The following is a 23449-nucleotide window of genomic DNA, read 5'->3' as shown; positions in this document are numbered from 1 at the left end:
CAATGCTCGGACGCAAACGGCCGGAGCCCGGGATTGAAAGCCCCGATCAAGCCTTTTCCCCGCAAGCTGTGCGGGCCGGGGCTGCATTTCGGCTGACCGTGAGTTTCATGCTCGTGGTAATCGTGGCTTTCCTCGCGGTCGAAGGCTGGCGCACCTGGCGAGACTATCGGGCGGCTTTTGCATCTGCCCGCGATTCGGTGACGAACCTGGCGCGGGCGACGGCCCAACACGCCGAAGACACCATCCGACAAGTGGACGTGGTCACCGCCGCCCTCGCCGAACGCGTGGAAGGCGACGGCCTGCAGAACATGGACATCCCGCGCATTCATCGGCTGCTGGTGCAGCAGGCCGCGATCATGCCGCAGTTGCACGGACTGTTCATCTACGGCCCGGACGGCCAATGGCTGGTGACGGACAAGGAAGTGATTCCGGAAATGGCGAACAACGCCGACCGCGACTACTTCCAGTACCACCGCACCCACGAGGATCGAGGCGTACGTATTGGCGATGTGGTCAAGAGCCGATCCACCAACGACCTGATCATCCCCATCTCCCGCCGCTTGAACAACCCCGATGGCTCGTTCGCCGGGGTAATGCTCGGGACGGTCAAGGTCAGTTATTTCGTCGACTACTACGGCGACTTCAAGATCGACGGCAAAGGCGCGCTGGTCCTGGCCAAGCGCAGCGGTACGATCCTGGTCCGCCGGCCTTTCGTCGCGGCGGTGATCGGCAAGAGCCTCGTCAACAGCGTGATCTTCCGGGAGCATCTGCCGACTTCCAACCAGGGCGTCGCCGAAGCCAGGGCCGTCGTCGACGACACCGAGCGTCTGTATGGCTACCGGGCCCTGACCACCTACCCGCTGGTGGTGGAAGCCGGCCTGTCGCGGGAATCGATCATTGCCCCGTGGCGTCGTGACCTGCTCAAGACCGGCCTGGTACTGGTATTCCTGATCGCGATCCTGGTCGGCTTCGGGCTCATCGTCCTGAGCCAGTTGCGCTACCGCATGACCATGGAAACGCAGATTCGCAGCGCCCACCAGGCCATGCGTGACATGGCGTTGACCGACAGCCTGACCGGGCTGGGCAATCGCCGGCGGCTGGACATTGCCCTGGCCGACGAGCTACGCCTGGCCAAACGCCAAGGCTCGTCCCTGGCCCTGATCATGCTCGACGTCGATTACTTCAAACGCTACAACGACAAGTACGGCCATGCCGCTGGCGACGATTGCTTGCGGGCGATTGCCGGCGCGATCGGACAGACCATCAAGCGACCGGGAGACCTGGCCGTCCGCTACGGCGGTGAAGAATTCACCGTGCTGCTACCGAACACGGACAGCGCAGGTGCGGCCAAAGTGGCGCAGCAAATCCTTGAATCCGTCAGGGCCTTGAACATTGAGCACGGTGACCACCCGCTGGGGATCGTGACGATCAGTGCCGGCATCACCACCTGCCAGCCGAGCAGCGAGGACGTCAGCCCTGCGATGCTGATCAAGGCCGCCGACGCCTTCCTGTACCTGGCGAAGAACACCGGGCGAAACCGCTGGTGCAGCGCCGGCGCCTCCCAGGCCTGACCGCATATCGGTTGATTTCAGCCAACACTGGCCTGCACAGGTGCCGATCCGGCGCCTGGCGGCTACAATGCGCGCTTCGACCGTGACCAGCCTGACTAAAAAAACATGTCCTTGCCTAAACATCATCTGGAATTGCTTAGCCCCGCCCGCGACGTAACCATCGCCCGCGAGGCCATTCTGCATGGCGCCGATGCCGTGTACATCGGTGGCCCGAGTTTCGGCGCGCGTCACAACGCCTGCAACGAGGTGAGCAATATCGCCGGGCTGGTGGAATTCGCCCATCGCTACCATGCCCGGGTGTTCACCACGATCAATACGATCCTGCACGACAACGAGCTGGAGCCGGCCCGCCAGTTGATCCATCAGCTCTACGACGCCGGCGTCGATGCGCTGATCGTCCAGGACCTGGGCGTGATGGAGCTGGACATCCCACCGATCGAGCTGCACGCCAGCACCCAGACCGACATCCGCACCCTGGCCCGGGCAAAGTTTCTCGACCAGGCCGGTTTCTCGCAGCTGGTATTGGCCCGCGAGCTGAACCTGCAGGAAATCCGCGCCATTGCCGACGAGACCGATGCGGCCATCGAGTTCTTCATTCACGGCGCGCTGTGCGTGGCGTTTTCCGGCCAGTGCAACATTTCCCATGCCCAGAACGGGCGCAGCGCCAACCGCGGCGATTGCTCCCAGGCCTGCCGCCTGCCCTACACCCTCAAGGATGACCAGGGCCGGGTTGTCGCCTATGAAAAACACCTGCTGTCGATGAAGGACAACAACCAGAGCGCGAACATCCGCGCCCTGGTCGAAGCGGGCGTGCGCTCGTTCAAGATCGAAGGTCGCTACAAGGACATGGGCTATGTGAAGAACATCACCGCCTACTATCGCCAGCGCCTCGACGATGTCCTCGAAGACCGCCCGGACCTGGCCCGCGCCTCCAGCGGCCGCACCGCGCATTTCTTCGTGCCGGACCCGGACAAGACCTTCCACCGTGGCAGCACCGATTATTTCGTCAGCGAGCGCAAGATCGACATCGGCGCCTTCGACTCCCCGACGTTCACCGGCGTGCCGGTGGGCGTGGTGGAAAAAGTCGGCAAGCGCGACCTGCAAGTGGTGACCTTTGATCCGCTGTCCAACGGTGACGGCCTCAACGTGCTGGTCAAGCGCGAAGTGGTTGGCTTCCGGGCCAACATCGCCGAACCCAAGGGTGAATTCCTCGACGAGGACGGCAAGCAGCGCTACCGCTACCGCGTCGAGCCCAACGAGATGCCGGCCGGCCTGTACCAGTTGCGCCCCAACCATGCGCTGAGCCGCAACCTCGATCACAACTGGCAGCAAGCACTGCTCAAGACCTCCGCCGAGCGTCGCGTCGGCCTGGCCTGGGTCGCTCGTCTGAGCGAGGAACGCCTGGAGTTGACCGCCACCAGCGAAGAAGGCATCAGCGCCAGCGTCGCCCTGGACGGTCCCTTCGGCCTGGCGAACAAGCCGGAGCAGGCCCTGGAGCAATTGCAAGACCTGCTCGGCCAGTTGGGCACCACCGAATACCACGCAACATCGATCAAACTGGATGCGCCCCGGGCTTATTTCATTCCCAACTCCCAGCTCAAGGCGTTGCGCCGCGAAGTCATCGAAGCTTTGACCGTAGCGCGTGTCGCGGCGCACCCACGGGGCGGACGCAAGGCCGAGACCACGCCGCCGCCGGTATACCCGGAGTCGCATTTGTCATTCCTGGCCAACGTCTACAACCAGAAGGCCCGGGACTTCTACCACCGCCACGGGGTCAAGCTGATCGACGCGGCGTTCGAAGCCCATGAGGAAACCGGCGAAGTCCCGGTGATGATCACCAAGCACTGCCTGCGGTTTTCCTTCAACCTTTGCCCCAAGCAGGCCAAGGGCGTCACCGGCGTACGCACCAAGGTTGCGCCGATGCAGTTGATCCATGGTGATGAAGTGCTGACGCTGAAGTTCGACTGCAAACCCTGCGAGATGCATGTGGTGGGCAAGATCAAGGGGCACATCCTTGACCTGCCGTTGCCCGGTAGCACGGCGCAGCCGGTGGTCGGTCATATCAGTCCGGAAGACTTGCTCAAGACGATTGTGCGTGGAGCGCATTGAGCCAGATGGATCTCGATTGACTGTGCTGTCCCTCTTCGCGAGCAGGCTCGCTCCCACAAGTAACGCTGTTCACAAACCCGTGGCGAGGGAGCTTGCTCCCGCTGGGCCGCGAAGCGGCCCCAAAACCTGCCAAATGCGGAGCATCAGACACACCGCACCCGCCGGCTTTACGACTGCTTCGCAGCCGAGCGGGAGCAAGCTCCCTCGCCACAGGTCCATCATTTTTTCTTAAGTGAACAGCGTTACGCTCCCACAGGGGATTTTCATTTCTGCGCCGTTTTCGCTTTGTCGGGCGACAGATTCTGTTCAAAGGGCTCCCCTATCGCGCATTCATGATGCTAGGTTGTAAGTGATTGTTTCATACCGTCACTTTTTCCCTGCAAAGGAATGCCTCCCACCATGAACTTCCCGTTCAAGCGTCTCGCTATCGCCACCCTCGTCCTGTCCAGCCTGTCGTCTTTCTCGATGTCGGCCTACGCCAACATTTCCGCGCAACAGAGCGCGACCCTGGTCAAAAATTTCACTGATAGCTCGGTCAACGATTTCCGCCAGTTCCTCGCAAGCGTCGCCAATAGCGAGGTGGCAAAAACCGCCAACCTAGGCCCGGCCATCAGCGCCTTCCAGGGCAACAAGACCCTCTCGGCGGAACAGCAGAACGAAATTCATCGCCTGCTGGGTATCTACGCCCGGGTAAAGTACGGCAAAGCCGCCACCGAAACCTTGCGCCAATTGGTGGAAATCCCGACCTATCGCAAGGACGGCGTTGCCCAGCATGAAAACCCTGAATTTCTCAAGATCGCCGACAAGATCAAGAGCCTGGCCGAGTCCTTCAACCTGAACTTTCGCAACATCGACAACCGCGTCTACGAGATATCCCTCGAAGGCTCGGGTGACGAAGTAGTGGGCATTCACGCCCATGCCGATGTAGTGCCGGTCACGCCGGAAAACTGGGTGCTCAAGGACGGCACCAAGCTTGATCCCTTCAAGGTCACCTTGGTGGGTGACCGCATGTATGGCCGCGGCACCGAAGACGACAAGAACGGCATCGTCGTGGCGCTCTACGCCATGAAGATCATCAAGGAAGAAAAACTGCCACTGGCGCGCGACTTCAAGCTGCTGGTCGATACCACCGAGGAAACCACCGGCGACGCCATTCCTTATTACTTCGAGCGTAACCCGACCCCGAACTACAACCTGGCGCTGGACGGCAGCTACCCGGTGGTGATTGCCGAGAAAGGCTATGGCACGGTCATGGCGAATTTCCCGCGCCGGGCGGCACAGGGTCAAGGTGCCGAGATCACGGCGTTGACGGGCGGCATGGCGACCAACCAGATCCCGTCGACTTCGGTGGCAACCTTTACCACGGACAAGCCCGCCGAGCTGGCTGCCAGCCTGGTCAAGGCGGGCACGGACTTTGCCAAGGCCAATGGCGGCGACTTTCAAGTGGCCAGCGAGGTCGTCGATAACACAGTCAAGCTGACCTTCACCGGCGTTTCGGCACACTCCTCCGAGCCCGAGTCAGGCGTCAACCCGGTCGCCAGGATGCTGATATTCATCAATGGCCTGAACGGCACCGTTGGACTCAAGCACAATCACATCACCGACGCCGCCCGCTATGCCGCCGACAACTGGGGCCTGGATTACCTGGGGAAAAAACTCGGCATCGGTTTTTCCGACGCGTTCATGGGTCCGCTGACCGCCTCGCTGACCTACGTCGGGATGGATGACAAGGCCTTCAAGCTCGCGGTCAACCTGCGGGTGCCCGTGGGCAAGCCGACGCAAGCGCTGAAGACTGAAATTGACGACAGATTTTCGGCCTGGGCGAAGAAATCCAAGGTTGCCGTGGCCTTCGAAAACTCCATCGATGAGCCGATGTACCGCAATCCCGAAGGTGAATGGGTCAAGGCGCTGCTCGCCGTTGCCACCGAGAATCTCGGCATGGAACACAAGTTCGGCACGTCTGCCGGCGCCACCTCGGTTCATGATCTGCCCAACGGCGTACAGTTCGGCCTGGCCATGCCCGACGTCAAGTACACCGGGCACAACGATAACGAGTTCAAGACCGTCGAGCAGTTCCTGCTGGACCTGCAGGTCGTGACCGAGATGATGGGGCGGATCGGGCAGTTGCCGAAGCTCTAAAGATGCGTGGCGAGGGAGCTTGCTCCCGCTCGGTTGCGCAGCGACCGCAAGATTTTTGGGGCTGCTGCGCAGCCCAGCGGGAGCAAGCTCCCTCGCCACGGGGTTCTCCTTGATCGTTCAAGCTGAGCCAGCGCTTTTCGCAAGCAAGCTCACTCCCACTCGCCACACCACAACGCCCCGAAGCGCACCACGACATACTCAAGGAATACCCGATGCCGCCACGCTCTGCCCCCGCTTCAGTTGCTGCCTTGCCCGCGGGAACCGGTTTCGTCCGGGTGCGTGGCGCCCGCGAACACAACCTCAAGAACGTCGACGTGGACATCCCCCGCGATGCCCTGGTGGTGTTCACCGGCGTGTCGGGTTCCGGCAAGTCATCGCTGGCCTTCTCCACGGTTTATGCCGAAGCCCAGCGCCGCTATTTCGAGTCGGTCGCGCCGTACGCGCGGCGTTTGATCGACCAGGTGGGCGTGCCGGACGTGGACAGCATCGAGGGCTTGCCGCCGGCGGTTGCCTTGCAACAGCAACGCGGCACGCCCAGCGCACGTTCCTCGGTGGGCAGCGTCACCACGCTGTCGAGCCTGATCCGCATGCTCTACTCCCGCGCCGGCAGCTACCCGGCGGACCAGCCGATGCTGTACGCCGAGGACTTCTCGCCCAACACCCCGCAGGGCGCCTGCCCGGAGTGCCACGGGCTGGGACGGGTCCATGAGGTGACCGAGGCGTCCATGGTCCCCGATCCGTCGCTGACCATCCGCGAACGCGCCGTGGCGGCCTGGCCCATGGCCTGGCAAGGCCAGAACCTTCGCGACATCCTGGTGACCCTGGGTTATGACGTCGACGTTCCGTGGCGCGACCTGCCGAAAAAGCAGCGCGACTGGATTCTGTTTACCGAAGAGACCCCCACCGTCCCGGTATATGCAGGGCTGACCCCAGCCCAGACCCGCGAAGCGCTCAAGCGCAAGCTCGAACCCAGCTATCAAGGCACCTTCAGCGGGGCCCGACGCTATCTGTTGCACACCTTCATGCATTCGCAAAGCGCGCAGATGCGCAAGCGCGTGGCGCAATACATGCGCGCCAGCCCCTGCCCGATGTGCGAAGGCAAGCGCCTCAAGCGTCAGGCATTGACCGTCACCTTCGCGGGCCTGGACATAGCGCAGTTGTCCAACCTGACGCTGCTGGAACTGGCCGAAGTGCTCAAGACCGTCGCGGCCCCCGACTATCTGGAGCAACCCGAAGAGCCGGGCGATGTGCTCACCCACAGCCAGACCCGAGAGGCCCGCGAGCAACGCGCCGCCCGCGGCGACAACCCGCACGCCGGCGGGCCGGATGCGCGCCACACGCCGAACCTGTCCCTGGAAAAGCGCCTGGCGGCCCAACGCATCGCCGCCGAATTGTTGGAGCGGATCGTCACGCTGATCGACCTGGGCCTTGGCTACCTGGCCCTGGAGCGCAGCACGCCGACGCTGTCCTCCGGCGAATTGCAGCGCCTGCGCCTGGCCACCCAGCTCAATTCCCAGCTGTTCGGCGTCATCTATGTCCTGGACGAACCTTCCGCCGGCCTACACCCGGCCGACAGCGAGGCGCTGTTCGGCGCCTTGCAACGCCTGAAGGCCGCAGGCAATTCCGTGTTCGTGGTCGAACACGACCTCGACACCATGCGTCGCGCCGACTGGCTGATCGACGTCGGCCCGGACGCCGGTGAGCAGGGCGGCAAGGTCCTCTACAGCGGACCACCCGATGGCCTCGGTCAAGTGCCCGAGTCCCGGACCCGCGCCTACCTGTTCGGCGAAGACCGCGCCACCGCGCGCATCCCCCGCGAACCCGAGGATTGGCTGCGCCTGGTAGGCATCACCCGCAACAACCTCGACAACCTGAGCGCAGCGTTTCCACTCGGTTGCTTCACGGCGGTGACCGGCATTTCCGGGTCGGGCAAGTCCAGCCTGGTCAGCCAGGCCCTGCTGGACCTGGTCGGTGCCCATCTGGGCCAGGCCAGCCCCAACGCGGAAGCCGAGGAGCAGAGCCTGGAAGACGAACCGGCGCAAACCAGTGGCGGCCACGTCACCGCCGGGCTCGACGCAATCAAGCGACTGGTCCAGGTCGACCAGAAACCCATCGGCCGCACGCCGCGCTCCAACCTCGCCACCTACACGGGGCTGTTCGACCACGTACGCAAACTCTTCGCCGCCACCGAACAGGCGCAGGCGCTGGGATTCGATGCCGGACGGTTTTCCTTCAACGTCGCCAAGGGTCGTTGTGAAACCTGTGAAGGCGAAGGCTTCGTCAGCGTCGAGCTGTTGTTCATGCCCAGCGTGTATGCGCCCTGCCCGACCTGTCATGGGGCCCGCTACAACCCGCAGACCCTGGACGTGACCTGGCAGGGGCTGGACATTTCCCAAGTGCTGCAACTGACGGTGAACCAGGCTCTGGAAGTGTTCGCCGAACAAGCGTCGGCCAGGCGCTCGTTGCAAGTCTTGCAAGACATCGGCCTGGGTTATCTGCGCCTTGGCCAACCGGCCACCGAGCTGTCCGGCGGCGAGGCGCAGCGGATCAAGCTGGCCACCGAGCTGCAACGCAAGGCTCGGGGCGCGACCCTTTATGTATTGGATGAGCCTACCAACGGTCTGCACCCCCAGGACGTGGATCGCCTGCTGGTGCAGTTGAATCGCCTGGTGGATGAAGGCCATACGGTGGTTGTGGTGGAGCACGACATGCGCGTGGTGGCGCAGAGCGACTGGGTCATCGACATCGGCCCGGGAGCCGGGACACAGGGCGGGAACGTGGTGGTGTGCGGTGCGCCAGAGGTCGTTGCGGACTGTGACGAAAGCCGTACCGCGCCGTTCCTGAAAAGAGCTCTGCAACCCGCACGATGAACCGTGGCGAGGGAGCTTGCTCCCGCTGGGCTGCAAAGCAGCCCCACAGGCAATCACTTCATTTCGCCAGACACACCGCAGCGCCTGGTTTGCGGCGGCTGCGCCACCGAGCGGGAGCAAGCTCCCTCGCCACGAAAGCACTCTTCACATGGCGCAGCTAGCGCCTCATCTGCCTGTGGGAGCGAGCCTGCTCGCGAAAGCGGTCTGTCAGCTTGCATCGAAGGGTATGGAATACCGCTTTTCGCGAGCAGGCTCGCTCCCACAGGGATCATCGTTCGCTCCAAAAAGCGTCAATGAAACGTTACACATCGACAATACACACAACCGTTTATCAGTTTTTTGACACTTCACCGATATGCGGTCACAACTTTTTCGCTCCGCTGGGTCATAACACGGTGGTCGCCGATGGAATATTGGCAGTCACTTAGGTTTTTAGCCTGATACGGAGATAAGTCCATGATTTTCAACGTACAAGATTTTGGCGCCAAAGGAGATGGCGTCACCGACGACACGGCGGCCATTCAAAGCGCGATCGATGCGGCAGCGGCCGCAGGCGGTGGCCAGGTGTACATGCCCACCGGCACCTACATCGTTTCGGGAGGCGAGGAACCCTCCGATGGCTGCCTGATGCTCAAAAGCAACGTCTACCTGTACGGCGACGGCATGGGCGACACCACGGTCAAGCTGGCCGACGGATCGGACACCAAGATCACCGGCATCATCCGCTCGGCCTATGGCGAGGAAACCCACGACTTCGGCGTCAGCAACCTCACCATCGACGGTAACCGCGACGCCACCACCGGCAAGGTGGATGGCTGGTTCAACGGTTATATTCCCGGCGAGGAAGGCTACGACTCCAACGTCACCCTCGACAGCGTCGAGATCAAGGACTGCTCCGGGTACGGCTTCGACCCGCATGAGCAGACCGTCAACATGGTCATCAAGAACAGCGTGTCCCACGGCAACGGCCTGGATGGCTTCGTCGCCGACTTCCTCAGCGACAGCACCTTCGAAAACAATATTGCCTACGACAACGACCGCCACGGTTTCAACGTCGTCACCAGCACCCACGATTTCACCCTGACCAACAACGTCGCCTACAACAACGGCGGCAACGGCATCGTGGTGCAGCGCGGCAGCGAAGATATTCCCTCTCCCAGCAACATCACCATCACCGGTGGCGAGGTCTACGGCAACGGCGCCGAAGGCGTGCTGGTCAAGCTGTCCAGCGACGTGACCGTTACAGGCGTCGATATCCATGACAACGCCAGCGCCGGGATCCGCATCTACGGCAGCAACCATGTCGAGGTCATCGACAACACCCTCAACAACAACTCGTTGGGCGGCGCGGTGCCGGAAATCATCATCCAGTCCTACGACGACACCCTCGGTGTGTCCGGCAAGTACTTCAACGGCAGCGACAACCTGATCCAGGGCAACGTCATCAGTGGCAGCAACCTGTCTACCTACGGCGTCGCCGAGCGCAACGAAGACGGCACCGATCGCAACGCGATCATCGCCAACACCATCAGCCACACCAGCAAGGGCGCCACGCTGGTCTATGGCGATGGCAGCTATGTCAGCGCCACCGTGCCGATGACCACCGTGCAAGGCACGGCGGGCAACGACGTCCTCACGGGCACCGCCGCCAGCGAAATTTTCTACGGCGCGGCCGGCAACGACACCATCAATGGCGCGGCCGGGAGCGATATCCTGGTGGGCGGCGCGGGCGTCGACAAACTCACCGGTGGCACGGGCGCCGATACGTTCCGCTTCACCAGCCAGTCCGACAGCTATCGCAATGCAACGGCAAGCTTCGACGACACCATCACCGATTTCGACGTGACCCAGGACAAGATCGATCTTGCCGGCCTCGGCTTCACCGGCCTGGGTAACGGTCGCGGCGGCACCCTGCAAGTCAGCTACAACGCCAGCAGCGACCGCACCTATATCAAGGACTACGACGCCGATGCCAGCGGCAATCGCTTCGAACTGATTCTCTCGGGCAACCTGGCGAGCACCCTGACCGCGAGCAACTTCATCTTCAATCGGGTCATCACAGGCACCACCGGCAGCGACTCATTGTTGGGCAGCGACGCCGCCGATACCTTGCTCGGCCTGGCCGGCAACGACAGCCTCAGCGGTGGCGCGGGCGACGACAAGCTCGACGGTGGCGCCGGCATGGACACCCTCACGGGCGGCGCCGGGGCGGACACCTTCGTGTTCGCCAACCGGCTGGACAGCTACCGCAACTACAACACCGGTGGCGCCAACCTGGGCGATTTGATCACCGACTTCAACATCGCTGCCGACAAGATCGACCTTTCCGCCATGGGCTTCAGCGGCCTGGGCGACGGCAAGAACAATACCGTCTACCTTGTGCTCAACAGCGCCGGCACCAAGACCTACATCAAATCCCTGGAGGCCGATGCCAACGGCAACCGCTTCGAAGTGGCACTGGACGGCAATTACCTCAACACCCTGACCAGCGCCAACTTCGTCTTCGCGACAACATCGCCGACCAACCAGGCACCGGTGCTGGCCACGCCATTGCTGGACCAGAACGCCAGTGAAAAGACGCCCTTCAGCTACGTGGTGCCGGCCACCAGTTTCACCGATCCGGACAATGACAGCCTCAGCTACACCGCCAAGCTGGCCGATGGCAGCGCCCTGCCCAGCTGGCTGACGTTCGACGCCGCCACGCGCACCTTCAGCGGCACGCCACCCGACACGGCATCGGGCACTTACTCGATCCGCGTCACCGCGACCGACGGCAGCAACGCGACCGTCAGTGACAGCTTTACCCTGGCGGTGCAGGACGTGCCCGGCTCGGTGGTAATCAACGGCACGCCAAACAACGACACGCTGACCGGCACCGTCGCCAACGAACAGATTTTCGGCGGCGCGGGCAACGACACCCTCAATGGCGCAGCGGGCAACGACATCCTGGTGGGCGGCACGGGTGTGGACAAACTCACCGGCGGCACGGGCGCCGATGTGTTTCGCTACACCTCCAAGCTCGACAGCTACCGCACCGGTTCCACCAGCGCCAGTGACCAGATCCTCGATTTCGACGTGGCCGCCGACAAGATCGATGTCGCGGCGCTGGGCTACACCGGCCTGGGCAACGGGCTCAACGGGACGCTGCAAGTCAGTTACAGCTCGTCAACCAACCGCACGTACCTGAAGGACCTCACGGTCGATGCCAACGGCAACCGCTTTGAAATCTCCTTGGCGGGAAATTTCGTCAGCAGCCTGACCGCCAATCACTTTGTCTTTGCCGACCAGAACACCCCGACCAACGTGGCGCCGGTGGTGGTCACTCCGCTGCTCGACCAGAACGCCAGCGAAAGCACGCCGTTCAGCTACACGGTGGCGAACAACAGCTTCAGCGACGCCAACCAGGACGTACTGACCTACACCGCGACCCTGGCCAATGGCAGCGCCCTGCCCTCGTGGCTGAGCTTCAACGCCAGCACGCTGACCTTCAGCGGCACGCCCACCAGCACTGCATCCGGCAACTACGACGTGCTGGTCAAGGCCACCGATCCGTCCGGCGCATCGGTCAGCGACAGCTTTGCCCTGGTGGTCGCCGATGCGCCCGCCAACACCATCACCGGCACGGCCAATGCCGAAAGCCTCAACGGTACGGCAGGCGCCGACCTGATCCTCGGCCTGGGTGGCAACGACACCATCAAGGCTGGGACCGGTGCCGACATCATCGACGGTGGCGCCGGAAGGGACTCGCTGTATGGCGGCGACGGCGCTGACACGTTCCGCTACAGCAACCTGTCCGACAGCTACCGGGACTACGACACCGGTGGCGTCACGGCCACGGACACGATTTATGACTTCACCGTCGGCGTCGACAAGATCGACGTCTCCGGGCTGGGTTTCCTCGGCCTCGGCGACGGTAGCAACGGCACGCTCTACATGACGTTGAATGCGGCAGGCGACAAGACCTATGTCAAGTCCAGCCAGGCTGATGCCGATGGCAACCGTTTCGAGATCGCCCTGAACGGCAACTACCTCAACACCCTGACCGCCAATGATTTCGTCTTCGGCGAACGCGCCCAGCAAGACATCCTCTACCTGCCCACGCTCGGCCAATCCAACGCACGCCTGCTGCGCATGAGCGAGGATGACGATCAGTCCGGCACCTCGATGCTGGTCAATGACCTGAACAAGTACACCACCTATGACGTGCGCAGCCAGTTCAGCGACGCCGACGGCAACGGCATTGACATCGCAGTGGGTGGCAGCACGGTCAACGGCTTGTCGACCCTCGGCGCCGAGGAGCTGAAGTTGTGCTGGTGGCTGACCGACACCAACCAACCCGGGCCGGCATTGCTGCGCGCCGTGACGTTGTTGCGCGACCAGCTCACGGAACTCAAGGCCATCGACAACGTGACCATGGGGATCATCTGGGGCCAGGGCGAGGAAGCCGCCCAGGAAATCGCCCGCTCCACCGACAAGGCAGCGGCTGCGGCGGCCTACAAGGCGTCGACGCTGAAAGTCTTCGATTACCTGCACGCCCAACTCGGCAATTTCAACGTGTACCTGATGGAAACCGGTCACTACGAGCAGGACGCCGCGCGCGCCCGTGGTTACTCGGAGGAAAAGATTGCTTCCATCGTCGAGGGTGTGGGCTACGTCCGCGCCGTCCAGGAAGCCATCGCCGCCGAGCGCGCCGATGTGAAACTGGCGGTGGACTACAACGACCTGCCCTTGCGTTATGAAGTCGATCCGTTGGTGTATCCCGACGATGTCTGGCACCTGCACGAGGAGTCGGCGGAAATCGTCGGCCAGCGCCTGGCGGACTACATCGCCAATGACCTTGGCTTTCAGGGCAACCCCAACGACAACAACAGCGTGCAGGATATTTTCGACGGCGCGCAGAATGAGGGCGGGAAGATTTCCGGCACCGACCAGGCCGACACCCTGGTAGGCAGTTCCGGCAACGACATACTGGACGGTGACCTGGGTGCCGACTCGTTGACCGGCGGCGATGGTAACGACATCTACGTCGTCGACAACGCGTTCGACAGCGTGGTGGAAACCAACACCTCGACTTCGCAGATCGATACGGTACAGGCCTCGGTCAGTTGGACCCTGGGCGCCAACCTGGAAAACCTGGTGCTGACCGGCGTGTCGGACATCGACGGCACCGGTAACGAACGGCGCAACTTCATCACCGGTAACGCCGCCAACAACGTGCTCGATGGCGCGGTGGGAGCGGACAGCATGAGCGGCGGCGACGGCAACGACACCTACTACGTCGACAACGCCAGCGATACCGTGATCGAGACCAGCAGCAACCCGGTGTCCGGCGGCATCGACGGCGTCCACAGCAGCCTCGCTACCTACACGCTGGGCAACAACGTGGAGAATCTGTACATCGACAGCGCCGGGGCCGCCAACGGGATCGGCAATGCGCTGAACAACACGCTGTTCGCAGGTACGGGCGACAACATCCTGGACGGACGCGATGGTAACGACACTGTCTCCTACGACCGGGCCCTGGCCGGGGTGACCGTGAACCTGTCGACGTCCGCGCAACAGAACACCGTGGGTTCCGGGCTCGACACGCTGAAGTTCATCGAGAACCTGACCGGCAGTGCCTACGCTGATACGCTGTCGGGCAACAGCGCCGGGAACATCCTCAACGGCGGTGCCGGCAATGACACACTGGTGGGCGGCTCGGGCGATGACCGGCTGATCGGCGGCGCCGGCACTGATAACCTCACCGGCGGTACTGGCGCGGATACCTACGCGTTTACTGCGCTGTCGGACATGGGCGTCGGCGCCGCGCGGGATGTGATCAACGGCTTCAAGACGGCTGAGCTGGATAAACTGGACTTCACCGGCCTGGACGCCAACCCGCTGACCGCCAGCATCGATGCCTTTACCTTCATCGGCAGCAACGCCTTCGACGCCACCAACGCCACCGGCCAGCTGCGTTTTGTCGATGGCATCCTCTACGGCAGCGTCAATGCCGACGCCACCGCCGAGTTCGAGTTCGAACTGGTGGGCGTCAAGGAGCTGCACGCCAGCGACTTCACCGCCTGAGCGAACGAGGGGGCTGCTGCGCAGCCCAGCGGGAGCAAGCTCCCTCGCCACAACAGCACTGATGAAGCAAATCCTTGTGGGCAGGAGGCATTGGGCCCCAGGGCAGTGCCCCTTGTGGGAGCGAGCCTGCTCGCGAAAGCGGTGTGCCAGGCTGAACGACATTGAATGTACTGCCGTCATCGCGAGCAGGCTCGCTCCCACACGGTGCATGCCAATACATCCGTGGCGAGGGAGCTTGCTCCCGCTGGGGTGCGCAGCAGCCCCAAAAAGGTTGATGGGGTCCAGCCTGACACAGCGCGGTGATTGGCTTTGGGGGCGCTTCGCACCCCAGCGGGAGCAAGCTCCCTCGCCACAACAGCACTGATGAAGCAAATCCTTGTGGGCAGGAGGCATTGGGCCCCAGGGCAGTGCCCCTTGTGGGAGCGAGCCTGCTCGCGAAAGCGGTGTGCCAGGCTGAACGACATTGAATGTACTGCCGTCATCGCGAGCAGGCTCGCTCCCACACGGTGCTTCCGTGGCGAGGGAGCTTGCTCCCGCTGGGGTGCGCAGCAGCCCCAAAAAGGTTGATGGGGTCCAGCCTGACACAGCGCGGTGATTGGCTTTGGGGGCGCTGCGCAGCCCAGCGGGAGCAAGCTCCCTCGCCACAACAGCACTGATGAAGCAAACCGTGTGGGCAGGAAGCATCGGGCCCCAGGGCAGTGCCCCTTGTGGGAGCGAGCCTGCTCGCGAAAGCGGTGTGCCAGGCTGAACGACATTGAATGTACTGCCGTCATCGCGAGCAGGCTCGCTCCCACACGGCGCTTGCCAATACATCCGTGGCGAGGGAGCTTGCTCCCGCTGGGGTGCGCAGCAGCCCCAAAAAGGTTGATGGGGTCCAGCCTGACACCGCGCGGTGATTGGCTTTGGGGGCTGCTGCGCAGCCCAGCGGGAGCAAGCTCCCTCGCCACAGAAGCGATGCGGCTCGGCCGGTTCCTTAGAACAGGCTTTGCACCTGTTCCAGCACCGCGCGGTTCATCTGGCCGGTGTGGGTGTGCAGGCTTACATAACTTTCGAGCATGTCCAGCTTGGTATCGAGCAGGTCGCGGCGTGCCTGGAACAGGCGTTGCTGAGCATCGAGGATGTCGACCGTCGAGCGCACGCCGCCCTGGAAACCCTTCTCGGTCGACGTCAGCGCCCGCTGGTTGGATTCCACCGCCCGTAGCATCGCCTTGCTCTTGGCGAAGCCCGCCACCACGCCCAGGTAGTCGGTTTCGATAGCCTCGGCCAGTTCCTGACGCTGCACATCGTAATCGGACTGGGCCCCGGCCAGCTGGGCCTCGGCCTTGGCCACCGATGCACGCACCGCGCCGCCGCGATACAACGGGATATCCAGCTGCACCCCGACGTAGTAAGTGTCCTGGCGCGGGTCAAGCTCCTGGTACTGGCGGGTTTCCCGACGGGTCAACTGAGTGGTGAGCGACAACGTCGGATAATGCCCGGCGCGCTGGCTGTCGGCCTGGGCCTCGGCGACTTTCACCGCCGCCAACCGCGCCGCCAGCTCCGGACTGGCCTCACGGGCAATGGTTGTCCAATACGGCAGATCCTGCTCCGGCGGGATCGGGCTGCCGGCGGGGAGTTCTTCGCGCATCGCCTGGATGTCGTCGATCGGCACGCTGGCCCGCCCCGACAGTGCTCGCAGCGCAGCCACGCGGCGGGCCTGGGCTTCGGTTTCCTGAGCCTCGACCAGATCGAGCCGGGCCTGGGCCTCGTCGATATCGGTGATCGCCCCCTGGCCGCCCTCATAGAGCTTTTTGCTCTGGAGGACCAAGCCACTGATAGCGGTTTTCTGCTGGGCGATCAGCTTGAGTTCGTTCTCCGCCCGGGCCACGTCGAAATAGCCCTTGGCGACCCGATCAAACAGGGTCTGGCCGGCCACGTCGAATTGCTGGCTACCCAGCGCCCCCCGCGCCTTGCCTTCCTGATAAGCCGCCCAACGCCCCTTGTCATACAGCGCCTGCTGCGCCGCCAGGGTCACACTGTTCGCCTGGTAATCGTTGCTGTTGACGTAACTGCTGTCGTCGCCGCCATCGGTACGCCCGCCATAGCCATAACGCGACGACAGCGACACTTGCGGATAAAGACCGCCACGGCCGATCGCCTCCTCCTGCCGCGACGCATCGTAGGCGTGGGTCGCTGCCTGCAAGGTCGGGTCGTTGAGGCGCGAGGCATCGTAGGCGGCGATCAGGCTCAGCCCGCCCTCCGCCGCCCAGACGGGGCCGATCACCGCCCAACTGGTGCACAGGCTCAACAGCACACGGACGCCATAACGGCAACGGTCGGTCATGCTCATTCCTCTTTGAAGGCCGCCAGCAAGCGTTCGCGCAAAGGTTTCATCAGGTAGTTCATCAAGGTCCGCTCGCCGGTCACCACGGTGACATCGGCAAGCATGCCGGGGCGCACCAGCAGCCCGGCGCCCTGCAGCGAAACGACGGTGTCGGCGGGAATCTCGACCTTGGCGGAGAAGTACGGCTGGTGGGTCTGCTGGTCGATCAACTGGTCCGCCGACACGGTGGTGATCGTGCCGGTCACCGTCGGCGTGTCCACCCGTTGCAACGCAGTAAAATGCACGTGCACCGGCAGCCCCGGGCTGAGCTTGTTGGCCATCAGCGGATCAAAACGCGCGGTGATGGCCATCGGCGCATCCAGCGGCACCACCTGCATCAGCGTCTGCCCAGCCTGGGCGACCCCGCCGACCGTATGGATCGACACGTCCATGACCTGCCCCGCCACCGGCGCGCGGATCGCCCCGTTATCCACCTCAAACTGCAAGGCGCGGATCTGATCGGCATAACCGGCGGCCTCGGCCGAAACCTCGCTGAGTTGGGTTTCGGCATCGCGCCGGAATTCCTGCTGCGCCTGCAAGGCCTTGAGCCGGCTTTCGTTGATTGCCTGGCGCGTGCGGCCGACATCGCCAATGCCGGAAGCGATCTGCCCGGCCAGTTGCGCCGCGTTGCGCTCGGCCTCGAAGAGTTTGTTGCGCGGCACGTAGCCTTCCCGGGCCAATTCGCGCAAACCTTCAAGCTCTTGCTGCTGAAATCGCATCTGCGCGTCGTAGTTGCGCTTGACCCCTTCATAGCCCTGCAACTGTTGCTGCAAGGCGCCGACTTCATGCTCGATGATCTGCAGGCGGCTGCCCAGTTCGGCACGGCGTGTCAGGAACAGTTGCTTCTGCAGCGCCATGGCCGCCTTGACGCGCGGCTCCTCGGCGCGCTCCAGCAATTGCGCCGGCCACTGGATTTCCTCGGCGCCGAGGCGCTCGGCCATCAAGCGCGCCTCGATGCTGCGGTCATTGAGCAGCTTGCCCAGGGTCACGTCCAACTGCGCTTGGGCCTGCACGGTGTTGAGCTGCACCAACAACTGGCCCTGGCTGACGCGGTCGCCGTCGCTGACCAGCAGCTTTTCCACGACCCCGCCCACCAGCGATTGCACCGCCTTGCGCTCGCCCGCCACCACCACGGTGCCGCTGCCGACCACACCCTGGTCGAGCGGCGCCAGGCACGCCCAAAGCAGGAAACCGCCCAAGGTCAGGGCCAGAAAGACCACGCCGTAGCGCGCCGCGCCGCCGGCATCGGTACTGGCGCTGGGTAGCGTGTTGCTGCTGAGCACGCTCAAGCCGTGGTCGCCGTGGGCCGGAGTCGCCGGTTTCAAATCACGCATCTTTACCCGCCTCCCGCACGGCCGTCGGCCTCGGGCCTGGCATCAGCGCCTTGAGCACCCGGTCGCGCGGGCCAAACGCCTGCTGGGTGCCGTCCTTCAGCACCAGAATGTGATCCACAACCGCCAGAACGTTGGGCCGGTGGGTGATCAACACCACCGTGCTGCCGGCGGCCTTGAGCACGCCGATGGCCTGCACCAGCGCGAGTTCGCCGGCTTCGTCGAGGTTCGAGTTGGGCTCGTCGAGGACGATCAGCGAAGGGCTGCCATAAAGCGCACGGGCCAGGCCCAGGCGTTGCTTCTGTCCGCCGGACAGGCCAAGCCCGCCGGGACCCAGCGGCGTGTCGTAGCCCTTGGGGAACCGCAGGATCATTTCGTGAATGCCCGCGTGACGGCTGGCGGCGATGATCTTGTCGGCGTCCTGCTCGCCGAAACGGGCGATATTGTCGGCGACACTGCCATCGAACAGTTCGATGTCCTGGGGCAGATAACCGAGGTACGGGCCCAAGGCGTCGTGGGACCACTGGCTGATCTCGGCATCGTCCAGCCGCACCGAGCCACCCATGGCCGGCCACACGCCAACCAATGCCCGAGCCAGGGTCGATTTGCCGCTGGCGCTGGGCCCGACCACCGCCAGTACCTCGCCCTTGTCCAGGCTGAAATTGATGCCGCGCAGGAGCGGCTGCGTCGCGCCGGGTGGCCCCACGTAGAGTTGCTCCAGGCGCACCGCGCCCGTTGGCGGTGGCAACGGCATGCGCAGGCGATCGCGAGGATGTTGCGCGAGCAACTGGCTCAGACGCTGGTAACTCTGGCGACCGGCGTTGAATTGCTTCCACGAACCAATGGCGATTTCCACCGGCGCCAGGGCACGCCCCAGCAACAACGACATGGCAATCATCATGCCCGCCGACAATTGCCCTTCGAGTACCAGCAGCGCCCCCAGCCCCAAGGCCAGGGACTGGCCGGAAATCCGCACGAAACGGGTCGCCGAGGTGATACGCGCACCGCGATCACTGGCATGCGCCTGCGCCGCGATGATCCGTTGCTGCAGCAGGCTCCAGCGCTGGCGCAGCGGCCCGAGCATGCCCAGGGCCTGGATGACCTCGGCATTCTGCAGGGTGCTGTTGACGTAGATGGACGATTGCACGCCCAGCCGATTGGCCTCCCCCAGGCGCGTGCGGGTCGCCAGCTCGCCCCACAGTGCCAGGCCGACCAGCAACGCTGCAAGGATCAGGGTCAGCACGCCGAACCAGGGGTGGATGATGAACGCCACCAGCAGGAAAATCGGCAACCACGGTGCATCGAGCAAGGCGATCAGCCCCTGGCCGGTAATCAGTTGGCGCAAGGTGGCCAGGTCACTCAGCACCTGCGCCGGGTTGGCGTTGTGCTCGCGCAGGCTGCGGGCGAACGCTGCATCGAAAATCCGCTCGCCCAAGGCATCGTCCAGCCCGGCGCTCATGCGGATCATCACTTCGCCACGCACCCACTCGATCAACGCGCTGAACATGAACAGCCCGAGAGCGATCAAGGTGAGCATGAACAGCGTGGTTTCGTTGCGACTGGTGAGGACCCGATCGTAGACCTGCATCATGTACAGCGATGGCACCAGCACCAGCAGATTGATCACGCCGCTGAAGAGGGCCAGGGACCAGAATACCCGGCGATAACTCAACAAAGCGGCGTCGATGTCATGCCGAGGATCAAGAAAAAAACCCATAGAGAATCAACCCGCAAAAGGAATAAACGGTCCCGGCGCAATCCATTGCGAGCTATTTGCCTTGAGGCGTCAGAAAAAAAGCGCCATGTAGCTGACATTGTCGCCATCGGTGGCGAACGTCGGCGCTACGGGCGCCAAGTACTGACAACGTAAGCAAGGGTTAGTTGCTGGAGGGAGTTTGGGTTTTTAGGGATCAGTAAAGGAAGGGGCTGCTGCGCAGCCCAGCGGGAGCAAGCTCCCTCGCCACGGGAATGTCTTAGGCCGAGAGTCTAGGGACGCTAGCCGAGGGAAACCGCCTCTTCAGGCTGCGGCGATTGCCGCGAAGTCACCAGGCCGACAAAGGAAATGACCAAGGCCAGGCCTAGGGTGGTGCTCACTTCGCTGCGGTGCTCGGGAGTCACCATCATCACCGCCAGGGCCGCGCAGATGAACACGATCACCGCCCAGGTGAGCCAGGGAAACAGCCACATGCGAAAGCCCAGCTCGACGCCTTGGCGAAGCAGCTTGCGGCGCATACGCAACTGGGACACGGCGATCGCCAGGTACACCAGCAAGGCGATGGCGCCGGAGCTGGCGAGCAGGAACTGGAACAACCCGGCCGGCATGAAGTAGCTGAACAAGGTGATGCCCAAGCCCAGTACCGTACTGGCTATCACCGCTGCCCGGGGCACGCCAGCGGACGAAGTCACTTCCACCACCCTCGGCGCATCACCACGCCGGCCGAGGGAATAGAGCATGCGTGAAGCAATGTAGATCGAGGAGTTCATGCAACTGGCCACGGCAATCAATACCACCACGTCCACCATGAATTTGGCGTGGGGAATGTTCATCAACTCCAGTGCCCGCTGGTAGGAGCCCACCGAGGCCAGGAGCGGATCGTCCCAGGGCACCACGGAAATCACCACGAAGATCGACAGCAGATAAAACACGCCGATGCGCCAGATCACCGAGCGCGTGGCCTTGGCGATGTTCTGTGCCGGGTTGCTGGATTCGGCGGCGGCAATCGTTACCGCCTCCGTGCCAATGAAACTGAACATGATGGTGATGAATGCCCCGACCACGGCGGAAAAGCCATTGGGCGCGAACCCGCCATGCTCCTCCATCAAGCGACTCAAGCCGCTGGCTTCGCGCTCGGGAATCCAGCCCATCAGCACGGCGAATCCCAGGGAGATGAAACCGATGATCGCGATCACCTTGGCCATGGCGAACCAGAACTCGAACTCGCCGTATTTGGAGACGCTGAACAGATTGGTCACGGCCAGGGCAATGATCGACACCGAGGCAAACAGCCAGGCATCAACGGAGGGAAACCACTGGTTGAGTACATGACCCGCGGCGAGCGCCTCGATGGGAATCACCAGCACCCAGAACCACCAGTACAGCCAACCGATGGTGAAGCCTGCCCAGCGTCCGATCGCCTGGTCGGCGTAGGTGGAGAACGAGCCGGTGTCTGGCCGGGCTACCGCCATTTCGCCAAGCATGCGCATGACGAGCACCACCAGCAGACCGGAAAAAAGATAGGCCAACATGACGGCCGGACCGGCAGCGGCGATCGCATGGCCTGAGCCGACAAACAGGCCGGCGCCGATGATCCCGGCGATTGAAAGCATGGTGACGTGACGAGGCTTGAAGCCCTGCGCCAAGTGGCCGTTCGAATCCTTGAAGCTCGGGCTGGTCATGGTTTTTTATTCTCTTGTCGACATTGAGGCGTGTCGAGGGACCGTCGGTGCTGCTGGTTTCGCTCCTCCTCAAAGCGGCACACCCTGGATGTCTGATCCGTCCCTCGCGAATTGGGCTCTGCAGTAAAGTTGAGCCACGTTACCCGCCTACACTCCCGAGTTAGTTACCTGTGAGCGCCGCCTTTTTGCCTGATCTCGCCAAACCCGGTCCTGCGTAAGGCTCTGCGGCTGACGACGAAGGCGGCTCATCGCCTTAAGCATATAACTCTATGTTATTTGTTTTATTTTTTTTAGATCATTTAGATTAAGCCTTAAGCCCAATGGCTTCGCACGGTGATACCACCAAGGAGCGTTGGTCCTCACCCAATCATCACCGCACTCTCATAAACGGGCCACCGTCATGCAGCTTCTTACGCTTCCTCCCTCCCCCGGCCTGGCTACCTCGATCCGCGCCACGGCCCAAGTGTTCGCCGATCCCAGCTCCCAGGCACTGCTGACGCACTTGCAGCAAGTCGCGCCCAGTGACGCCAGCGTGTTGATCATTGGCCAGACCGGTACTGGCAAGGAGCTGGTCGCCCGCCACGTCCATAACCTCAGTGCTCGACGCGACAAACCGTTCGTGGCGGTGAACTGCGGGGCGTTTTCCGAGACGCTGGTGGAGGCCGAGTTGTTCGGCCATGAAAAAGGCGCGTTCACCGGCGCCTTGACCGCCAAGGCCGGGTGGTTCGAAGAAGCCGACGGCGGCACGCTGTTCCTCGATGAAATCGGTGACCTGCCATTGCCGATCCAGGTCAAGCTGCTGCGCGTTCTACAGGAGCGCGAAGTGGTCCGCCTCGGCTCGCGCAAGCCTATCAGGATCAATGTGCGGGTGCTGGCGGCCACCAACGTGCAACTGGAAAAAGCCATCAACGCCGGGCATTTTCGCGAAGACCTGTATTACCGACTGAGTGTGGTCAGCCTGGTGCTCAAGCCGTTGCGCGAGCGTCCCGGCGACATCCTGCCGCTGATTCGCCATTTCGTCGCCGAGTACAGCCGCAGGCTCGGTCATGGCGAGGTGACGCTGGATGCCCAGGCCCAGCGCAAACTGCTCGACTACTCGTGGCCGGGCAATATTCGCGAACTGGAAAACGTCATCCATCACACCTTGCTGATCTGCCGCAACAAGGTGATCGGCGTGCAGGATCTGCACCTTTCGAACTTTCGCATCGAGCGCCAGGACGCGTCCCAGGACAACACGCCGCAAACCACCGAGGCACTGCTGGAAAAGGCCTTCGAGCAACTGCTTGAGCAAGCGCACGGCGATGTCTATGAAAAAGTCGAAGCGGCCCTGCTGCGCACCGCCTACCGCTACGCCAGTTGCAACCAGGTCCACACCGCAAGCCTGTTGGGCCTGAGCCGCAACGTCACCCGCAGCCTGCTGATCCGGATCGGCGAGCTGGTGGTCAACAAACGGCGCCCGGCGCTGAGTACGCGCGATGGTCGGGTGGTCAACCTTTCAACCTGAGCCAACGTTCACCTGTGGCGAGGGAGCTTGCTCCCGCTGGGCTGCGAAGCAGCCCCAACCTGTCGCTGTGATGTCAGATCCACTCAATCAGCTGCATT

General features: G+C 63.0%; 10 protein-coding genes. 6 read left to right on the top strand and 4 right to left on the bottom strand.

The annotated features are described in order from the left end of the window. Positions 1 to 2 precede the first annotated feature (2 nt). The 5 genes from J3P91_RS13335 to J3P91_RS13315 all read left to right on the top strand — a co-directional run bounded on the left by J3P91_RS13335 (position 3) and on the right by J3P91_RS13315 (position 14758). Positions 3 to 1571: a sensor domain-containing diguanylate cyclase gene (locus J3P91_RS13335; RefSeq protein WP_434568608.1), complete on the top strand. Its 1569-nt coding sequence runs from the start codon at positions 3 to 5 to the stop codon at positions 1569 to 1571. Between the two features lie 105 nt (positions 1572 to 1676). Next, on the top strand, positions 1677 to 3680 hold the full coding sequence (locus tag J3P91_RS13330; RefSeq protein WP_434604766.1) for a peptidase U32 family protein: 2004 nt from the start codon (positions 1677 to 1679) through the stop codon (positions 3678 to 3680). Positions 3681 to 4079: 399 nt separating this feature from the next. Then, entirely contained in the window at positions 4080 to 5819 is a 1740-nt protein-coding gene (locus J3P91_RS13325) for a dipeptidase (protein WP_434604764.1), read from the top strand. A 212-nt stretch (positions 5820 to 6031) separates the two neighbouring features. Continuing rightward, a complete protein-coding gene (locus J3P91_RS13320; protein WP_434604762.1) occupies positions 6032 to 8689 on the top strand; it encodes an excinuclease ABC subunit A in 2658 nt (885 codons plus the stop codon). Positions 8690 to 9145: 456 nt separating this feature from the next. Continuing rightward, positions 9146 to 14758: a putative Ig domain-containing protein gene (locus J3P91_RS13315; RefSeq protein ID WP_434604760.1), complete on the top strand. Its 5613-nt coding sequence runs from the start codon at positions 9146 to 9148 to the stop codon at positions 14756 to 14758. A 973-nt stretch (positions 14759 to 15731) separates the two neighbouring features. Here J3P91_RS13315 and J3P91_RS13310 read toward each other — a convergent pair. The 4 genes from J3P91_RS13310 to gabP all read right to left on the bottom strand — a co-directional run bounded on the left by J3P91_RS13310 (position 15732) and on the right by gabP (position 21847). Continuing rightward, a complete protein-coding gene (locus tag J3P91_RS13310) occupies positions 15732 to 17081 on the bottom strand; it encodes a TolC family outer membrane protein (protein ID WP_434568613.1) in 1350 nt (449 codons plus the stop codon). A gap of 2 nt (positions 17082 to 17083) precedes the next feature. Then, on the bottom strand, positions 17084 to 18454 hold the full coding sequence (locus tag J3P91_RS13305) for an HlyD family type I secretion periplasmic adaptor subunit (RefSeq protein WP_434568614.1): 1371 nt from the start codon (positions 18452 to 18454) through the stop codon (positions 17084 to 17086). Further along, positions 18447 to 20168 carry a type I secretion system permease/ATPase gene (locus tag J3P91_RS13300; protein WP_434604758.1) on the bottom strand — a complete coding sequence of 574 codons (1722 nt, stop codon included), beginning with the start codon at positions 20166 to 20168 and terminating at the stop codon, positions 18447 to 18449. Before J3P91_RS13300 ends, J3P91_RS13305 begins: the two co-directional genes overlap by 8 nt. Positions 20169 to 20446: 278 nt before the next feature. Then, complete coding sequence (gene gabP, locus J3P91_RS13295) at positions 20447 to 21847, bottom strand: GABA permease (RefSeq protein ID WP_434604756.1); 1401 nt, start codon at positions 21845 to 21847, stop codon at positions 20447 to 20449. A gap of 400 nt (positions 21848 to 22247) precedes the next feature. Between gabP and J3P91_RS13290 the strand changes: the two genes are divergently transcribed. Next, on the top strand, positions 22248 to 23351 hold the full coding sequence (locus J3P91_RS13290; RefSeq protein WP_434604754.1) for a sigma-54 interaction domain-containing protein: 1104 nt from the start codon (positions 22248 to 22250) through the stop codon (positions 23349 to 23351). Positions 23352 to 23449 lie beyond the last annotated feature (98 nt).

Origin of the sequence: Pseudomonas sp. Z4-7 (assembly GCF_051131965.1) — a bacterium.
Lineage (GTDB): Bacteria > Pseudomonadota > Gammaproteobacteria > Pseudomonadales > Pseudomonadaceae > Aquipseudomonas.
Note: the sequence above shows the minus strand (reverse complement) of the source record. Positions and strands in the feature narration are given on the sequence as shown.

Coding starts and splice junctions, on each gene's coding strand:
- J3P91_RS13335 (WP_434568608.1), top strand. CDS start 3: ATGCTCGGACGCAAACGGCCGGAGCCCGGGATTGAAAGCCCCGATCAA.
- J3P91_RS13320 (WP_434604762.1), top strand. CDS start 6,032: ATGCCGCCACGCTCTGCCCCCGCTTCAGTTGCTGCCTTGCCCGCGGGA.
- J3P91_RS13325 (WP_434604764.1), top strand. CDS start 4,080: ATGAACTTCCCGTTCAAGCGTCTCGCTATCGCCACCCTCGTCCTGTCC.
- J3P91_RS13310 (WP_434568613.1), bottom strand. CDS start 17,081: ATGACCGACCGTTGCCGTTATGGCGTCCGTGTGCTGTTGAGCCTGTGC.
- gabP (WP_434604756.1), bottom strand. CDS start 21,847: ATGACCAGCCCGAGCTTCAAGGATTCGAACGGCCACTTGGCGCAGGGC.
- J3P91_RS13290 (WP_434604754.1), top strand. CDS start 22,248: ATGCAGCTTCTTACGCTTCCTCCCTCCCCCGGCCTGGCTACCTCGATC.
- J3P91_RS13305 (WP_434568614.1), bottom strand. CDS start 18,454: ATGCGTGATTTGAAACCGGCGACTCCGGCCCACGGCGACCACGGCTTG.
- J3P91_RS13330 (WP_434604766.1), top strand. CDS start 1,677: ATGTCCTTGCCTAAACATCATCTGGAATTGCTTAGCCCCGCCCGCGAC.
- J3P91_RS13300 (WP_434604758.1), bottom strand. CDS start 20,168: ATGGGTTTTTTTCTTGATCCTCGGCATGACATCGACGCCGCTTTGTTG.
- J3P91_RS13315 (WP_434604760.1), top strand. CDS start 9,146: ATGATTTTCAACGTACAAGATTTTGGCGCCAAAGGAGATGGCGTCACC.